Origin of the sequence: Bradyrhizobium sp. Mp19, from assembly GCF_029952935.1 — a bacterium.
Taxonomy (GTDB): Bacteria; Pseudomonadota; Alphaproteobacteria; order Rhizobiales; family Xanthobacteraceae; genus Bradyrhizobium; species Bradyrhizobium elkanii.
In genome coordinates, this window is record NZ_JASAUT010000048.1 from 1 (window position 1) to 17,261 (window position 17,261).

Here is a 17,261-nt window from a genome sequence, read left to right on the forward strand (position 1 = left end):
AAGCGCCAAGGACCCAACGGCTTCCCGCCCACCCTCATCCTGACAGACTTCCAAGACACAGGGACCCATAACCACCGCACTCAATCATGAACGGGATTGTGGCCCCAGCGCGCGCAACAATTGAGATTTGGGGTAATGGGTCCCGGCCTTCGCCGGGACGACGGGAAGGATGGTTCTCGATTCAAGTTGCCACACCACGCGGTGTCATCACCCACGCATGCGCATGCGGGTGATCCAGTATTCCAGAGACGGCGGTGCCGAGCATATCTCACGTCAAATGCCGCACAATCGCGAGCCCGGCAAACAGGCCCGCGATCGACAACACCACCGAGCCCGCGACATACAGCACCGCAAGGCCGAGCTCGCCGCGCTCATAGAGCAGCGCGGTGTCGAGCGAGAAGGCGGAGAAGGTGGTGTAGCCGCCGAGGATGCCGGTCATCAAAAATAGCCGCCAGGGCTGCGAGGCGTCGCCCTTGAAGGCGAGATAGCCGGCGATCAGGCCCATCACGGTCGAGCCCGTGATGTTGATGATAAAGGTGCCGTAGGGAAACGCGGTGCCGATGCAGCGCGCGCAGGTCACGTTGATCAGCTGGCGCAGCGTCGCGCCGAGACCGCCGCCGAAGAAGACGAGGAGATAGCTTGCCGCGTTACCCACCAATGCCCCCGCTGGTGTGTGTCGAGTGAGGGCGCATCTTGCCGCACACTCAAATCACCCACCCCTGAAAGGGGAGGGTCGACGCGAATGAAATGAGCGGCGGGGCGGGGTCACAGTCTCTCCATTTAGAGACTGCTCGTGTTGAGAGATGCCCCCTCCCCGTTTCGCATTTCGCTTCGCTGCATGCGAAACGACCCTCCCCTTTCAGGGGAGGGTGAAGAAATATGCGACGGTCGAAGCCGCGCTCAGCCGGCCTTGCCGAACAGCTCGTCGACATAGTCCCAGTTGACGAGGTTTTCGACGAACGCCTTCAGATAGTCCGGACGGCGGTTGCGGTAGTCGATGTAGTAGGAGTGCTCCCAGACGTCGACGCCGAGGATCGGCACCGCGCCATGAACCAGCGGGTTCTCGCCGTTCGGGGTCTTGGCGACCTCGAGCTTGCCGCCCTTGACCTGCAGCCAGGCCCAGCCGGAGCCGAACTGGCCGGCGCCGGCGGCGGCGAAGTCGGCCTTGAACTTGTCGAAGCCGCCGAGGTCTTCGTTGATCTTCTTCTCGAGCCGGCCGGGCAGCTTGCTGCCGCCGCCATTCGGCTTCATCCACTTCCAGAAATGGATGTGGTTGTAGTGCTGGCCGGCATTGTTGAAGACGGCCGCGTTCTTGCCGAACGAACCCTTCACGATCTCCTCGAGGGACTTGCCTTCGAATTCGGTCCCCTTGATCGCGTTGTTGCCGTTGGTGACGTAGGCCTGGTGATGCTTGTCGTGATGAAACTCCAGCGTTTCCTTGGACATGTAGGGCGCAAGGGCGTCGTGGGCGTAGGGCAGATCGGGTAGCGTGAAGGTCATGGGGTAATGTCCAACAGAGGGTGGGAGACTACACTTAACGGGTCCCCCTTATAGAAGGTTCCATGGCGGAGAAACACCGCATTTTCGGATCGCCCATGACAGATCGGCACAGCCCGAACCAAGACCAAGGACCCAGACGATGAGCATCGAAATCGACATTCTCAACGGAGATGCATCGTGGAAGCGCGCCGAGCCGCTCCTCCAGGCGGTCTGGAGCCCGGATGCGGCCGAGAAACCAGCCTGGGCGGACATCAAATGGGCCCACGCGGATTTGCGCGTGCTGCTCGATGCGCCCGACGACAGCGGGCTCGCCTGCCATGTCGGTATCTATTTCCGGACCATCACCTGGAATGGCCACAAGGTGCATGTCGGCGGCATCGGCGGAGTCTCGACCCGCGCGGACTGCCGGCGGCGCGGGTATGCGTCACTCGCGCTCGACGCCGCCGTGCACACGATTCGTGCCAACGACGCGGTGAAATTTGCAATCTTATTCTGCGAGCCGCACAATTTCGCGTTCTACCAGGCGCGCGGCTGGCATCCCTTCAGCGGCGAAGTTTATTGCGAACAGCCTTCCGGGCAGATCCGCTTCGAGGCGATGGCGCCGTTCGTCAACGACATCGTTCGCGCGCCACGCCAGGGCAAGATCGACCTATGCGGCCTGCCGTGGTGACCCCTGCATCGGCGGCGGTGGCCTGAGGGGCCTGCGCGTCGTAGCATGTCGGTCATCATTTATTGGCGACAGGCTTTCACAAAGTGACCTCGAACCGCGGCTGCGAGCAAACTGCGCCCCCTCTCCCGCTTGCGGGGTCCGAGGCGAGCGAAGCTCGCTCTCGAGGCTGGGGTGGAAGTTTCACCGCGAGTCACATGGCAGAGAGAGCCCCCACCCGGATTGCATCTCCAATGCAATCCGACCTAAGAGCGAGCTTTGCTCGTCTCGACCCCGCGAGCGGGAGAGGTGAAGGGCAACCGACCCATGACCATTGAAGCCTCGATCGACGACACCGGCCCCGCCGCGGCTGCGCCCGCCGTGCCGGTCGACAACCTCTTGACCGCGCCGATCCTGCCGACGCTGCTTCGCCTTGCGATCCCGAACACCATCGCCATGTTCGGCTCGACGCTGGTCGCGGTGGCCGAGACGTCTTACATCGGCCGGCTCGGCACCGAACCGCTGGCCGGCATTGCGCTGGTGTTTCCATTCGCGATGCTGACACAGATGATGTCGGCCGGCGCGATGGGCGGCGGCGTCTCGTCGGCGATCAGCCGCGCGCTCGGTGCCGGCGACCGCGACCGCGCCGCCGACCTGGCGCTGCATGCGGCGATCATCGGCGGGTGCGCCGGATTGTTCTTCACCGTGATGATGCTGGGCTTCGGCCGCAGTTTCTATGCGATGCTCGGCGGACATGGCGGCGTGCTCGAGCAGTCGATGCATTACTCGCAGGTGCTGTTTTCCGGCGCGATCTCGATCTGGCTGGTCAACACGCTCGCCTCCGTCGTGCGCGGCACCGGTGACATGCGGATTCCCTCGATGACGCTGATCACGGTCTCGATGATCCAGATCGCGGTCGGCGGCGTGTTGGGTCTCGGGTTGTTCGGCATGCCCGGTCTTGGCATGCGCGGCGTCGCCGCCGGACAGCTCACGGCCTTCACGTGTGGTGCGATCTTCCTCGCCTGGTATCTCGCCTCTGGCCGCAGCCGGTTGAAGCTCGACTTCGCCGCCTTCAGCTTCCAGCGCGCGATGTTCCTCGACATCCTGAAAGTAGGCGCGATCTCCTGCCTGTCGCCGCTGCAGAGCGTGCTGACCATCCTGATCTTCACCAAGATCCTGGCCAGCTTCGGCACCGAGACGCTGGCCGGATACGGCATGGGCTCGCGGCTGGAATTCTTGCTGATCCCGATCGCGTTTGCGGTTGGCGTCGCCTCGGTGCCGATGGTCGGCATGGCGATCGGCGCGGGACTCGTGACGCGCGCCCGCAAGGTGGCGTGGACCGCCGGTACCGTCGCCGGTCTTGTCGTTGGCCTCGTCGGACTTGTGGTCGCATTGAAGCCGACGCTGTGGATTGCGCTGTTCACCACCGATCCCGGCGTGACCGCCGCAGCTTCGTCCTATTTCGCGCTGGCCGGCCCGGGCTTCGGCTTCTTCGGCGTCGGCGTCTGCCTTTATTTCTCCTCGCAAGGCGCCGCCAAGGTCGGCGGGCCGGTGCTGGCCGGCACCATCCGCCTGCTGCTGGTCGGCATCGGCGGCTGGTGGCTCGCTACCGTGAGCGCCCCTGCATGGACGCTGTTTGCGCTGGTCGGCGGTGCGATGGTGGCGTTCGGCCTTGCCACCATCATATCGATCCGGCTGACCCGCTGGGGATAAATACAACGCAGCGCCCCGCACCGGAGCGTTGCCTGAGCATGACTGCTCCGGAAACAGGCACCAAAATTTTTTGGGAGCGCGCTCACCTGATCGCGCGAATATGACATTGCAGAAATTCTTCGACTTGTTATGCAGGCCGACTTCTAAAGCGCGATGAGATTGAGTCGAATCGTCATCGCGCTTTAGTTCTTTGTTTGACCATGATCTTTTCGGAAAACCGCTTCGCACTTTTCCGGATCATGCTCTTGGGGAATAAGCCATGGCCTGCCGATTCGGATTCATGATCGCCATCATTGCGACGGCGCTTGCCGTGCCCGCCGCGCATGCGCAAGGCGCGCCTGAGCCTGTCGGCGTCTGGCAGACCCAGGCTGGCGATGCCCGCGTCAAGATCAGCAAATGCGGCGGCGGCATCTGCGGCGTGGTGGTGAGCCTGCGCGATCCGATCGACCCGATGACCGGCAAGCCGCAAGTCGACAACAAGAATCCGAATCCGTCGCTGTCCAGCCGGACGATCATCGGGCTGCCGCTGTTTTCCGGCATGCATCCGGTTGCCGCGGGCAAATGGTCGGGCCAGATCTACAACGCCGACGACGGCGGCACCTATGCGAGCAGCATCTCGGTGACCGGCGAGAGCACGCTGCGCGTCGAAGGCTGCGTCGGCGCGCTGTGCGGCGGCGAGACCTGGACGCGGGTGGGACGGTAGTTCTTAGCCGAGCGGCAACCGCGACGGGACCGCGCCCCCTCTCCCGCTTGCGGGGGAGGGCTGGGGTGGGGGCTCTCTCCACGAGTCACATTGTGGAGAGAGCCCCCACCCGGATCGCATCATTCGATGCGATCCGACCTCCCCCGCAAGCGGGAGAGGTGCACCGAACTTGCCGCTTGGTCAGCGCTACACCGCGCGCGCCTTCAGCACCGTCGCCGCCGAGGCGTAGCCGCCGCGGGCGCCGTCGATGAAGTGGACGTGGTCGGCGCGCATCACCGAGGGGGTGAAGCAGGTCATCATCGCGGCGTCCTGCTCGTGCAGGCCATAGCGCACGATGCCCTGCGCGGCTGCGGCGGCAAGGCGCTGCTCGATGTCGGCGGCGAGCTCCGGCGTGCAATCCAGGATCATGCGCAGGCCGTCGTCGAACTTGCGGAAGTCTGAATTTTCGACGACCTGCTGCAGATAACGTTTCGGCGCGAACTTGCCGACCGGGATGTTGAACCGCATCAGCGTATAGGCCCACAGCGCGAATGTGAGCACCACGGCGCGCCGCAGCGCGAGCGGGCCGCCGCGCCGAGCGCGCGCCTCGTACTCCATTCCCTGCGGCGGCCAGTGCAGCGGCGGGCCGCCGGCCGGCACCGGCCGTCCGGCATCGGGACTCTTCTCGATGCGGACGACGATATCCTCGATCACGTTGCGGAAGGACGCGGGATCGGCGTTCTTCGCCGGCAGCACCAGCACCGACAGGATGACGCCGCGCGCGGACGGCATCACCTCGAAGCGGCAGGACAGGCCGGACAAATCGGGCTGCGTGCCCTGAGGCGCCGGATCGACCGCGAACGCGCCGCGCTTCATCGCGGCATCGGCGTAAGCAAGACCGCCGCCGGAGAACATCGCATAGGAAAGATTGGCCGACGGCCCGAAGCGCGCGACGCGGACATCGGCGCCCGCGGCGCGGATCGCAGCCATCGGCACCAGCGCCACCCGCAGTATTAGATCGAGATCGTCGCGCACCCAACGCGCGGTCGCCGCCAGCGCCTCGCGCGCTCTGTCGAGATCGGCCGGCGCGACCGCAAAACTCGCACCGTCGCCGCCGAACACGAAGGGGAATTCGCGGCCCTCCAGCGCATTGGTGACGGCGGCGACCACCGCGGCGCCGGCCATGTTGACCGCCTTGTAGCGCTGCGCCGCGATCGCCTTGGTCGATTCCACGATGTCGGCGACGCCGACCGTCCAGTCATCGGGCAACCGCGCATACAGCGCGGGGTCCATCAGCCGCGCGAAGCCGCGAAACACCGGAATGCCGCCGTAGAAGATCTCGCTGCCGCCAGCCATCGCAATGCCGCGCCGTTTCCGTCCCTGATGCGGGATTGTCTAGCAGATACGGCGCGGGTTGGGACCGGTTTTAGAAGCGTAGCCCGGATGGAGCGCAGCGCAATCCGGGGACCTCTCAAGCGGCGAGAGACCCCGGATTGCGCTCCGCTCCATCCGGGCTACGGCGACTGTTTCACGCCGCCTCGCCTGCCCTGCTCCACGGCGGAAACGGATCGCGCAGCTCTGCCCAGGCCTGCGGGTCCATGCCCGGTCTGCCGGTGACGAGGCAGGCATCGAGCCGACGGCGGATGTCGTCCTCGTTCATGCCGGAGCCGATGAAGACCAGCTCCTGCCGGCGATCGCCGTAGAGATCGTTCCAGCTCCGCTGCATCATCAGTCGCCAGTCCGGATGATCCGGCCAGCGCTCGCGCGGGATCGCGGCCCACCACGAACCGAGCCCTTCGGTCCGCACGATCGCGCCGGCCTGGCTCAGCTCACCGCACCAATCCGGACGCGTCGCGATCCAGAAATGGCCCTTGGCGCGGATCACGCCTTGCCAGCTCTCGCGCAGGAAGGCGTGGAAGCGCAGCGGATCGAACGGACGCCGCGCGCGGTAGACGAAGCTCGTGATTCCGTATTCCTCGGTCTCCGGCACGTGCCCGGCGAAGCCGTAGAGCTCCTTGTGCCAGAGCGGATGCTGCTGCGCGCGCTCATAGGCGAAGCGGCCGGTGTCGAGCACGCGGTCGAACGGGACTCTTGCGAAAGCCGCCTCGACGATGTCGGCCTCGGGATTGAGCGCGCGCACGATGGTGCGGGCGGCCTCGCGCTCTGCCGGCGTCGCGGCATCGATCTTGTTCAGCACCACGACGTCGGCGAACTCGATCTGCTCGACCAGCAGATCGACCAACGTGCGCTTGTCGCCGTCGAGCGCTTCGCCGCGCTGGCTGAGGAAGTCGGTCGAGGCATAGTCCTTCAACAGATTGGCGGCGTCGACCACCGTGACCATGGTGTCGAGCCGCGCGACATCGGAGAGGCTCTGGCCATCCTCATCGCGAAACTCGAAGGTCGCGGCGACCGGAAGCGGCTCGGAGATGCCGGTCGATTCGATCAGCAGATAATCGAAGCGGCCGCTCTCGGCGAGCGCGCGCACCTCCTTCAACAGATCGTCGCGCAGGGTGCAGCAGATGCAGCCATTGCTCATCTCGACCAGTTTCTCGTCAGTCCGGGACAGGTTCGCACCGCCATCGCGCACGAGGTCGGCGTCGATGTTCACCTCGCTCATGTCGTTCACAATCACCGCAACCTTCAGGCCGCGGCGGTTGTTCAGGACGTGGTTCAGCAAAGTGGTCTTTCCAGCCCCGAGGAAGCCGGACAAGATGGTGACGGGGAGTTTTTGCATCGAGATCAAACAGTTGCTGGAGGGATGGGCGGCGGCGGGGCATGGGCATTCGCTTGATGTTATGTTATAACATAACATCAATTGGCCGCGAGCTGTCAAGCGCCGGAAGTGCGGCGCCGTCAGCATGCGTCGTTCACGAAACCGTAGCCCGGATGAAGCGCAGCGAAATCCGGGGCCGCGCTATCCACGGATGGAGCTACCCCGGATTGCGCTTCGCTTCATCCGGGCTACGAACGGCCCAGTCCCGTCATGCTGAGGAGGCCGCGCAGCGGCCGTCTCGAAGCACGAACGGCCCGACTGTGGCCGCGCATCCTTCGAGACGCGCGGAGCCTGTCATCGGGCCGCGCCTCGCGCGGACCCGTTGGCGCGCCTCCAGCGACAAAGGCGAAGCCTTTGCGCGGGGATGACGGGGATGGCGCAGCCGCCCCTACTTCCCCAATCCGCGCAGCACGAGCTGGTTCATGCGGCTGGCGAATGCGGCCGGATCGTCGGGCATCTCGCCGTCGAGGATCTGCGCCTGCTCGAACAGCAGCAGCGACAGATCCTTCGCCTGCGCGGTATCGGTCGCGAGCGCCGCGACCAGCGGGTGGCGCAAATTGATCTCAAGCACCGGCTTTGTGATCGCGCCGCGGTTCTGCTGGGCGAGCAGCCGCTCCAACGCGCGGTCGCGCGCATCGCCGCCTGCGACGAGGCACGACGCGCTCGCGGTCAGCCGCTGCGAGGCGCGGACGTCGGAGACGCGCTCGCCGAGCGCGTCCTTGATCACGGCGATCGTGGTCGCGGCGTCGGCCGCGGGTTCGTCCTTCTTGTCGTCCTTGTCGTCGGCAAGCGGGATCAGACCGAAATCGACATCGCCCTGGCTCAGCGACTTCAGCGGCTTGCCGCCGAAATCGAGCGGCGCCGAGGTCCAGAACGCATCGACCGGATCGGTCAGGAGCAGCACCTCGATGCCGCGGGCGCGCGCCGATTCCAGCTTCGGGTTCGACTTCAGCCGCTCGACGCTGTCGCCGACCAGATAATAGATCTCGGTCTGGTTCGGCTTGAAGTCGTCGACAACCTGCTTCAGCGAGCGGTTCTCGCCCGACGTCGTGGTGAAGCGCGCCAGCGCCAGCAGCTTGTCGCGGCGCTCGAAATCCTCCCACAGGCCTTCCTTGATGACCGGGCCGAACGCGTCCCAGATCTTTGCAAAGGTCTCCGGCTCCTTCTCGCCGAGCGTCTCCAATTCGCCGATCACGCGGCCGGTGACGGCCTTTCGGATCTGCGCGAGCTGCGGATTGTTCTGCAGCATCTCGCGCGAGATGTTGAGCGGCAGGTCCTCGCTGTCGATCACGCCGCGGATGAAGCGCAAGTAAGCCGGAAGCAGCTCGGCATCGTCGGCGATGAAGACGCGGCGGACGTAGAGCTTGACCTTGCCCTTGCGCTCGACCTGGAACAGGTCGAACGGCTTTTGCGACGGCGCGAACAGCAGCACGGCGTAGGACTGCCGGCCCTCGGCGCGGTAATGCAGCGTCATCGCCGGCTCGTCGAACGCACCGGCGATCTGCTTGTAGGCCTGCGCGTAATCCTCCGGCTTGAGCTCGGATTTCGAGCGCTGCCACAGCGCGCTCGCCGAGTTGATCTGGCGCGGCTCGCCATCTTCCGGCACCAGGAGGATCGGAAACTGGATGTTGTCGGAATATTCGCGGACGATGCGCTCGATCTCGTAAGCCTCGAGATATTTGGCGGCGTCCTTTTTCAGATGCAGCACGATCTCGGTGCCGCGCGCGACGCGGCTCGCGGCCTCCTCGCTCGCCGGTGCGATCTCGAAGCCGCTGCCGCCTTCCGACGTCCACACCCATACCTCGTCCGAACCAGCGCGGCGGCTGGTGACGACGATCTTCTCGGCGACCATGAAGGCGGCATAGAAGCCGACGCCGAACTGGCCGATCAGATTGGCGCCGTCCTTGGCCTCGGTGAGCTTCGACAGGAACGATCTGGTGCCGGAGCGCGCGATGGTGCCGAGATTGTCGATCAGCTCCTGACGCTCCATGCCGATGCCGGTATCGACCACGGCAAGCGTGTCGGCCGCCTTGTTCGGGACGATCCTGATCTCCGGCGGCGTGCCGTCGGTGATCAGGGACGGATTGGCGATCGCCTCGTAGCGCAGCTTGTCGCAGGCGTCCGACGCGTTCGAGATCAACTCGCGCAGGAAGATATCGGTCTCGGAATAGACCGAATGCACCATCAGGTGCAGCAATTCGGCAACCTCGGCCTGGAACGGCTGGGATTCGGCAGCGGTGATTGTGGTCATGCGGAAACTCGGACAAACGGTAAGGGGCGGGAAAGCCCTGATATAGCGCGCTTGCGCCGCGTGGCAAGCCAAGCGGCGGGAACCGTCAGTCCGAGATCGCCGCAATATAGCGCTCGACCGAACGGTCGAACGCCGCCTTGGCATCGGAAGCGATATTCTTGCCCCACCAGGCGCCGTAGATCCGCTCAAAGGCCAGCGGCTCGACCGCCCGCGCGACGCGGCGGACCGCTGATGCATTGAGCGGGATATAGTTCGGGTAGGAATACATGAAGCTGACCGAACGGCGGTCCATCGCCACCATCGCGATATCGCCGGTCAGGAGCGCGCCGCGCCCGTCGGCGCCCTTGCGCCAATGCAGCATGGTGGCGCCGGCGAAATGCCCGCCGCCGCGCACCAGCAGAATATCGTCGGAGATGCGATGGCTGTCGCCCTGCCACGGCACGATCGCGGCATGAGGCCGCGTCACCCATTGCGCATCGTCGCCGTGCAGATAGACCGGCGCGTCGTCGAACGCCGCGCTCCAGTCGGCGACCGCGCCATAATAATGCCGATGCGAGATCGCGATCGCCTTTAGCCCGCCGAGCGACCTGATATACGCGATCGCCTCGGCGGTCGCCAGCGGCACGCAGTCCCACATCACGCAGCCGCCGCGGTCCGGCACCAGCAGCGCGCGCTGCCCGATTGCAAAGGACGGTTCGAGCGCGATCCCGACGAGACCGAGATCGTCGCGCCAGACCAGCTTGTGGCGCTGCGCGAGCTCGTCGCGCGTCAGCCACGCCTGCCCCTTCCAGTTCACATATTGCCGCTCGTCTTCGCAGATCGGGCAAGCCGGCGGTGGCGCCGCGGTCTCGGGAAATTGCGCGCCGCATTGTTCGCAGGTCCACAGAGGCATTGGCAGCGCCCTCGTTGCGATGAAGCCGGTCTCCTGATCTACGTCAGCGACACGCGGCGTTCAATGCCGGCGCCCCAGTTCCATCTGCATCTCCGCCGGTGCTACGCCGAACTTCCTGCGAAACGAGCGGTGGAAATAAGAGAGATCGTTGAAGCCGGCCGTATAGGCGATGTCGCTGACCTTGCGGCCGGCGCCCTCTTCGTGCAGCAGCAGCCGGCGCGCCAGCAGCAAACGCTGCTCGAGGACGAACTCCGAGAATGTCGTTCCTGCGGACGCGAACAGGCGCTGCGCCTGCCGGGTGCTGAGCGCATTCGCCTTTGCTACGGCCTCGATCGTGAGCTTGCCGTTGTCGAGATTCTTCAGGACATCGGCCTTCATCAGATCAAGCCGCGCCTTCGCCACGCCGTCGCGTGCCGCCAGTTCCTTCCTCTCGGCGCTGCTGCCGAGCACGAGACCGACCAGGTCGGCGAGATGATGCGCCGCCGCCTGCTGGCCCGGCAAATCGAGATCGCCGGCAAGCTCGGTGCAGAGCGCGGAATAGCGCTCGATCATCGCGCTCAAGGCCGGATCACGCCCGAGCGGGCGCGCCAGTTGCGTCTCCGCCGAGGGTGCGATCTGGAGCAGCAGGCGCCGCGGAAACCGCGTCGTCGTAAAGCTGCCCGACCGGGTGAGATCGGCGGTGCCGACGATATTCATCTCGGTGAGGCACATCTGGCCGCGCTGAAGCTCGATCGCCTTGCCTGCTTGCGTGACCTGCACGGTGCCGCGCGTCGCAAAGATCAGGACGAGGTCGTCGCAGCCGTCGTTCAGAAGCGCGCGGGTGCGGGCGAAGCGGGCCGAGCCGCCGCACGGCGTCGCGATGGCGACCGTATGCAGCAGCGTGAACTCGTTGTGGCAGTCGATGCGGTTGTCGTCGGTCGGTCCGACGTCGAGCCGGCAGAAGCCGCGGCAGATCCCCTCGCGCCATGCCTCATAGGCCGGCCCTTTCGCTAGCCCATGATGGAAGATCGAGAACCGGTTGGGCACCTGTATCCCGGACATGATCCATGCTCCGAACGCCCGATCGATCAAGGCACTGACACAATCGCCCGCTTGCTGCCCGCCGCGCGCATGTCGTGTGCGCACGTCGTTCCTGTCCCTACGCTTGGCGCGACGGTCCACGACTCCGGCGAGGAGCCTGATACCACTGCGCCGATTGCCGGTAAAGCTATTCACGAGATGCAACCCTATGATGCGAAGTGCGAAAGCCGGGAATAAAACGGCGCAGCAGTTTCGCGACGCGGCGCTGCCGTGTCTCGACGATGCCTATGCGTTCGCCCAGGTGCTGACGCGGACCGAGGCGGACGCCGAACTGGCCGTGCAGGACTGCTATCTGCGCGCATCGCGTGAGTTCGACAGCTTTCGCGGCCCGGCCGTCAGGCCATGGCTGCTCGCGATCCTCAAAGCGGTCTGCCAGGAGAGACGCGGCCCGAGGCTCGCCGGCGAAAATGCAACGCCAGAACGGCGCGACGGCGCAACAATCCGGCAACTGGTCGACGACCTGCCCGCGCCGCTCGGCGAAGTCATCGCCCTGCGCGAAATGATCGATCTGTCCTACAAGGAGATCGCCGAGGTCACCGGCGTCCCCGTCACCACCGTGATGTCGCGCATCGCGGAGGCGCGCGCCCTGCTGCTGGCGGCGCGGCGCGCGGCGAACAAGGCCGCGCAGGCGAAGCCAGCAGGCGCCTCAAAACTGCCGGTCTACCGCGCGAACGCCTGCTGAACCGCCGACGGCTCGGTGATGCCGTTCGCGATCAGGAGCTCAAGCAACACCCGCGCCTTCTGCGGGTTGAGATCGAGCGAGACCGCAAAGCCGAGCTTGTCATCCTCGATCTCGACGTTGCGGTTCACGAAACCTGAACCGACCCGGCTCGAACGCACCACCACGACGCCCTGCTTCGCCGCGGCGGCCAGCGCATCGATCGCGCCCTTCGATGAATTGCCGTCGCCGACGCCGGCCAGCACGATGCCCCTGGCGCCGCGCTTGACCGCATCCTCGACCTCAGCGGCGTCCATGTTGGCGTGCGAATAGATGATGTCGACCCGCGGCAGCGGCGGCGCATCCGGCAATTTCAGCTTCGCACCCTTGGCCGGAACAGCCGGCTGCAGGAAGCGCAGCGCGCCGGTGTCGACATAGCCGACTGGCCCAGCGTCGGGCGAGCGGAAGGTCGCGACGCTGGTGGTATTGGTCTTCTGCACCCAGCGCGCGGCATGGACGGTGTCATTGAGCACCACGAGCACGCCGCGGCCGCGGGATTCCGGCGCGGAGGCGACCCGCATCGCCTCGTAAAGATTGGCGGGGCCATCGGCGCCGATCGCGGTCGAGGGCCGCATCGATCCAACCAGCACCACAGGGATGTCGGTATCCAGCACGTTTTGCAGGAAGAACGCGGTCTCCTCCATGGTGTCGGTGCCGTGCGTGATGACGACGCCGTCGACCTCCTTGTTGTCGATCGCGGTGCGGATGCGCTTGACGAGGTCGAACCACACCTTGTCGTTCATGTCCTGCGAGCCGATCGACGAGATCTGCTCGGCCGATATCTGGGAGAGCGTGTCGATGCCCGGAATCGCCGCGATCAGGTTGGCCGCGCTGACCTTGCCTGAATCATAGGCGTTGCCGGCGCGGGCATTGGCCTGCCCCGCGATGGTGCCGCCGGTGCCGAGCACGAGCACGCGGGCCAGCGTGGTGCCGGTGGCCTGTTGTGCTGATACCGGCGAGGCAAGCCCGATCGTGAGGGCCGCTGCGAGGCCGAGGAAGAGCCGAGCGGAATAATTGGATTGAAACGAACGTGGCATGATCTTCTCCCCAAAGCGACAGGTCGCCAGTCCACAACTCGTGGTTTTGTCCCGTAACAAGTGGACAAAGTTGCGGCGGAAGATGCGATGGTCGGAAGGCGGGTTGAAGCGTTTAGTGAGCTCCAAACGCGTTGCGCAGCTCGATCTCCGTTCCGACGGCTCGCCAGACCGAACGATCGACGAACAGCACCCGATCCTCGGCATGGGCGAGCAGCCTTGCAATATCCAGCGCGTGCAGGCGCGCATTGATGGTGTGCAGCACCGCGCCCATGCAGGGCACGGCGAGATAAAGCTCGAGGTGACGCTGCGAGTTCCAGGCCAGCGTGGCGACGCGCATGCCGCGCTCGACGCCGCTCTCGGCGAGGAAGTTGGCGAGCTGGCCCGCGCGGCCGAGCAGCTCCGCATAGCCAATGACGTGGATGCGGTCGCAATACCGCGTCGTCACCATCTTGTTCGGATAGAGATCCGCGACCCGTTCCCTCACCAGGTTGAGGGTGAGCGGGACCTGCTGCATCAAGCCTGCGAGCATGCCGTGTTCTCCGGAACTTCCGCAAAACCTTGACATCTGCCGGAAGGCGGCGCAACATTTTTCGAAGATTCTTCGACTTTTGGTGGGCCATGCATTTTGAGCTTCCCGACGATCTCCGCGTTCTGCAAGGCCGGGTGCGCGAATTCGTGCGTAGCGAGCTGCAGCCGCATGATGCCGCCATCGAGGCAACCGGCGAGGTGCCGGACAGCGCCATGGCCGGCCTGCGCAGGATGGGATTGTTCGGCACCAACACGCCGAAGCAATTCGGCGGCCTCGGCCTCTCGATGCTGGGCAGCTGCATCGCGATCGAGGAGCTCGCGAAGGCGCACACCGCCTTCTACTATCTGAGCGGAGTGAACGTTCACATCGGATCAAAGGCGATCGAGTTCTTCGCGCTGCCGGCGGTTCGCGACCGATGGCTGCCGGAGCTCGCCAGCGGACGGGTGATCGGCGCGTTCGCGCTGACCGAGCCGAATGCCGGATCCGATGCCGCCCGGATCCAGACCCGGGCGCGGCGGGACGGCGATCATTACGTACTCGACGGCCGCAAGACCTACATCACCAATGCGCCCGCGGCCGGCGTTTTCACGGTGTTCGCCACGCTCGATCCGTCCGCTGGCGCCAAGGGCATCGCGGCCTTTGTCGTCGACGCAAAGACGCCGGGCCTTGCCATCGGCCGCCTGGTCGAGATGGCCGCCGGGCGCGGCTCGGAGCACGCCGAAGTGATCTTCGATGATTGCCGTGTTCCGCGCGAGAATCTGCTGGGACAAGAGGGCGAAGGATTCGCCATCGCGATGCGGTGCCTGGATGCCGGGCGCACCCATTGGGGCGCCTATTGCGTCGGCGCGGCGAGCCAGCTGCTGGACTACGCCCTCGACCATGTCTCGGAGCGCGAGGCGTTCGGACGCAAGCTGCGCGACCATCAGGGCCTCGAGTGGCAGATCGCCGACATGGCGAGTTCGCTGCATGCCGCGCGGCTTGTCGCCTATGAGGCAGCCTGGCGTTACGACCAGGGCGATGCCGCCGCCCGCACCGCCGCGGCGGCGCTCTCCAAATATACCGGCGCCGACATGGTGCAGCGCATAGCCGACACGACCATGCAGCTGTTCGGTGGTGCCGGTTATTCCAGGGATCTGCCGATCGAGCGCATCTGGCGGGAAACACGGGTGGTCCGCATTCTGGACGGCACCTCCGAGATCATGCGTCAGATCATTGCCCGCGATGCATTCCGTCGCCATGAACGGCGGAACACGCCGGTGTGATGGCAATCCTACGCTGTATCCCGTTGCAATAGCGCTTGTGTTCCGGTCCCGCTGCCTTACTGTTTTTTCCCGGACGCGTGGAGACGAAAGTGGCTTCGGGGACGACACTCAAGCTCAAGCAGCAACGCAGCCGCGACCGGCGCGAGCAGATCCTCACGGCGGCCACCAAGCTGTTCGGCCAAAAAGGCATCGACGGCACCTCGCTCACCGAGGTCGCGGCCGCGGCGAAAGTACCGCTCTCCAGCATCTATGATTATTTCGAGGACAAGCGCGCGCTGGTGCTCGATGTGCCCGAGGGCAATTTCGAGGCGCTGTATCAAAAGACCGAGCCGCTGCTGGTCAAGGGTGGCGATCCCGTCGAGCAGCTCCGCATCATCTTCCTGACCAACTTCCAGTACATCAAGGACAACCCGAGCTGGGGCCGGGTGTTCTTCCTCGAGATCTGGCCGAGCGTGCTTGCCGCCGAGCCACGGATCAAGAAGGCGGTCGACAAATACGCGCTGCGCTATGTGCAGCTGATCAGGCAGGCGAGCCGCGCCGGCACCTATCGCCGCAATCTCGATCCCTACACCGCGATGTCGCTGATGATGGGCGGGATGTGCCACCTCACCGCGGTCTGGCTGCTTTACGGCCGCAAATACGATCTGGTGAAGAAGGGCAAGGCGCTATTCACCACGCTGCATAACGGGTTCGTGCAGCGTTAGCTGCGCCGGTTCACGGCCGGTTCTCGTAGGATGGGTAGAGCGCAAGCGAAACCCATCATTCGTCAGGCTGGCACACAGTGATGGGTTTCGCTTCGCTCTACCCATCCTACGCACCGTCCGCCGGCGAGCGGTTCGCGGCGCGAACGATTTGATCCAAATTCATCGTGGTTCGGCAGTGTTGCCTGCCACCTTTTCCGAAAACCAATACACAGCCGTCGAAATCCTGTTCTAGTATGACGTCGTGGGCGACCCGCGACAGGACACGCGGGCACTGGGATGGGAGCGAACCGATGGACGTCAAGGCTGTTCTGCCGCCCCGTGGCCGCGACTATCGCCTGGATCTGCTACGCGGTTTCGCCAACTGGGCGATCTATCTCGATCACATTCCGAACAACGCGGTAAACTGGATCACGCAGAAGAATTTCGGCTTCAGCGACGCGGCCGATCTGTTCGTGTTCATCTCCGGCTACACCGCATCCTTCGTCTATGCGCGCATGATGCTCGAGCGCGGCACCGTGATCGGCGCCACCCGCCTGATCAAGCGCGCCTGGCAGATCTATGTCGCATGTCCTGCTGTTCGTGATCTACATCGCCGAGATCGGCTATCTCTCCCAGCGCTATCACGACCCCAACCTGCAGAATGAATTCAACGTCGCGGGCTTCATGCACAATCCGGCCGAGACGCTCTATCAGGGCCTGATCCTGGCGTTCAAGCCGGTCAACATGGACGTGCTGCCGCTCTACATCGCGCTGATGCTGTGCTATCCGCTGGTGCTGTGGGCTATGCTGCGCAAGCTCAATCTGACGCTGCTCGCCTCGTTCCTGCTCTATCTCGCGGCGCGGCAATTCGGCTGGAACCTGCCGGCCTATCCGTCCGGCTCATGGTATTTCAATCCGTTCTGCTGGCAGTTCCTGTTCGTGTTCGGCGGCTGGTTCGCACTCGGCGGCGCGAGTGAATCGATCACATTCATCCGCTCGCGCGCCTTCCTTTGGCTCGGCGGCGCCTATCTGCTGTTTGCGCTGATCATGACCTTGGCGGGCCGCTTCCCGGAGCTCGGACAGGCGATGCCGGCCTGGCTCTATGACGCGTTCAATCCGAACGACAAGACCAACCTCGCGCCCTATCGCGTCCTGCACTTCATCGTCCTCGCCTTCTTCGTCACCCGCTTCCTGCCGCGCGAATGGCCCGGATATGAATGGCCGATCTTCCAGCCGATGCTCAAATGCGGCCAGCAGTCGCTCGAAGTGTTCTGCACCGGCGTTTTCCTCGCGGTCATCGCGCATGTGCTGCTGGTCGAGGTCTCCGGCAGCATCTGGATGCAGATCGCGGTCAGCATTGTCGGCATCGTGCTGATGACCGCACTCGCCTACTACCGCTCCTGGTCGAAGAAGGTCGACAAGGCGCCCGCGAAGGTACCCGCGGCTGCGCAGGCGCCAGTGACCGCGAAGCCGGCGGAGTAAGCCACCGCTTGAC

15 protein-coding genes and 1 pseudogene are annotated in these 17,261 nt (G+C 64.9%); 7 read left to right on the forward strand and 9 right to left on the reverse strand.

Features of this window, described 5'->3' with window-relative positions; translation table 11 throughout:
* Nucleotides 1–268 precede the first annotated feature (268 nt).
* The gene (gene crcB / locus QJT82_RS34655) at nt 269–655 is read right to left on the reverse strand and encodes a fluoride efflux transporter CrcB (protein ID WP_028345410.1); all 387 of its coding nucleotides are present in this window, start codon (nt 653–655) and stop codon (nt 269–271) included.
* Nucleotides 656–900: 245 nt separating this feature from the next.
* Nucleotides 901–1,500 carry a superoxide dismutase gene (locus QJT82_RS34660; protein ID WP_016846956.1) on the reverse strand — a complete coding sequence of 200 codons (600 nt, stop codon included), beginning with the start codon at nt 1,498–1,500 and terminating at the stop codon, nt 901–903.
* Nucleotides 1,501–1,639: 139 nt separating this feature from the next.
* Here QJT82_RS34660 and QJT82_RS34665 point away from each other — a divergent pair, with 139 nt between their 5' ends.
* The 3 genes from QJT82_RS34665 (at nt 1,640) to QJT82_RS34675 (ending at nt 4,562) form a co-directional block, all read left to right on the forward strand.
* Nucleotides 1,640–2,170 carry a GNAT family N-acetyltransferase gene (locus QJT82_RS34665; RefSeq protein ID WP_016846957.1) on the forward strand — a complete coding sequence of 177 codons (531 nt, stop codon included), beginning with the start codon at nt 1,640–1,642 and terminating at the stop codon, nt 2,168–2,170.
* Between the two features lie 303 nt (nt 2,171–2,473).
* Nucleotides 2,474–3,859: an MATE family efflux transporter gene (locus tag QJT82_RS34670; RefSeq protein ID WP_028345411.1), complete on the forward strand. Its 1,386-nt coding sequence runs from the start codon at nt 2,474–2,476 to the stop codon at nt 3,857–3,859.
* 259 nt (nt 3,860–4,118) lie between these two features.
* Entirely contained in the window at nt 4,119–4,562 is a 444-nt protein-coding gene (locus QJT82_RS34675) for a DUF2147 domain-containing protein (RefSeq protein WP_028345412.1), read from the forward strand.
* 186 nt (nt 4,563–4,748) lie between these two features.
* On the opposite strand, the gene QJT82_RS34680 is transcribed toward QJT82_RS34675, so the two are convergent.
* The 5 genes from QJT82_RS34680 to QJT82_RS34700 form a co-directional block, all read right to left on the reverse strand.
* Nucleotides 4,749–5,897 (reverse strand): DUF3095 domain-containing protein, encoded by a 1,149-nt coding sequence (locus tag QJT82_RS34680; RefSeq protein WP_028345413.1) that lies wholly within the window; start codon nt 5,895–5,897, stop codon nt 4,749–4,751.
* Nucleotides 5,898–6,069: 172 nt separating this feature from the next.
* Nucleotides 6,070–7,275, reverse strand: a complete 1,206-nt coding sequence (gene zigA, locus QJT82_RS34685; RefSeq protein ID WP_028345414.1) for a zinc metallochaperone GTPase ZigA — start codon at nt 7,273–7,275, stop codon at nt 6,070–6,072.
* Between the two features lie 427 nt (nt 7,276–7,702).
* Nucleotides 7,703–9,565 carry a molecular chaperone HtpG gene (htpG, locus tag QJT82_RS34690; RefSeq protein WP_028345415.1) on the reverse strand — a complete coding sequence of 621 codons (1,863 nt, stop codon included), beginning with the start codon at nt 9,563–9,565 and terminating at the stop codon, nt 7,703–7,705.
* Nucleotides 9,566–9,650: 85 nt separating this feature from the next.
* Nucleotides 9,651–10,457: an MBL fold metallo-hydrolase gene (locus tag QJT82_RS34695; RefSeq protein WP_264641727.1), complete on the reverse strand. Its 807-nt coding sequence runs from the start codon at nt 10,455–10,457 to the stop codon at nt 9,651–9,653.
* Between the two features lie 60 nt (nt 10,458–10,517).
* A complete protein-coding gene (locus tag QJT82_RS34700; RefSeq protein ID WP_028345417.1) occupies nt 10,518–11,498 on the reverse strand; it encodes an AraC family transcriptional regulator in 981 nt (326 codons plus the stop codon).
* Here QJT82_RS34700 and QJT82_RS34705 point away from each other — a divergent pair.
* Nucleotides 11,476–12,219 carry a sigma factor-like helix-turn-helix DNA-binding protein gene (locus QJT82_RS34705; RefSeq protein ID WP_338132218.1) on the forward strand — a complete coding sequence of 248 codons (744 nt, stop codon included), beginning with the start codon at nt 11,476–11,478 and terminating at the stop codon, nt 12,217–12,219. The two genes, QJT82_RS34700 and QJT82_RS34705, sit on opposite strands and share 23 nt — an antisense overlap.
* Here the strand turns inward: QJT82_RS34705 and QJT82_RS34710 are convergent.
* Together QJT82_RS34710 and QJT82_RS34715 are read right to left on the reverse strand one after the other, a co-directional pair.
* On the reverse strand, nt 12,198–13,292 hold the full coding sequence (locus QJT82_RS34710; protein ID WP_035634516.1) for an asparaginase: 1,095 nt from the start codon (nt 13,290–13,292) through the stop codon (nt 12,198–12,200). The two genes, QJT82_RS34705 and QJT82_RS34710, sit on opposite strands and share 22 nt — an antisense overlap.
* A gap of 112 nt (nt 13,293–13,404) precedes the next feature.
* Nucleotides 13,405–13,821: an AMP-binding protein gene (locus QJT82_RS34715; RefSeq protein WP_028345420.1), complete on the reverse strand. Its 417-nt coding sequence runs from the start codon at nt 13,819–13,821 to the stop codon at nt 13,405–13,407.
* A gap of 89 nt (nt 13,822–13,910) precedes the next feature.
* On the opposite strand from QJT82_RS34715, the gene QJT82_RS34720 reads away from it, so the two are divergent.
* From QJT82_RS34720 to QJT82_RS34730, 3 genes and pseudogenes are all read left to right on the forward strand, one after another.
* On the forward strand, nt 13,911–15,083 hold the full coding sequence (locus QJT82_RS34720; protein ID WP_028345421.1) for an acyl-CoA dehydrogenase family protein: 1,173 nt from the start codon (nt 13,911–13,913) through the stop codon (nt 15,081–15,083).
* Between the two features lie 89 nt (nt 15,084–15,172).
* Nucleotides 15,173–15,787 carry a TetR/AcrR family transcriptional regulator gene (locus QJT82_RS34725; RefSeq protein ID WP_051448232.1) on the forward strand — a complete coding sequence of 205 codons (615 nt, stop codon included), beginning with the start codon at nt 15,173–15,175 and terminating at the stop codon, nt 15,785–15,787.
* Between the two features lie 290 nt (nt 15,788–16,077).
* A pseudogene (locus tag QJT82_RS34730) lies at nt 16,078–17,248 on the forward strand (OpgC domain-containing protein).
* The last annotated feature ends 13 nt before the right edge of the window (nt 17,249–17,261 follow it).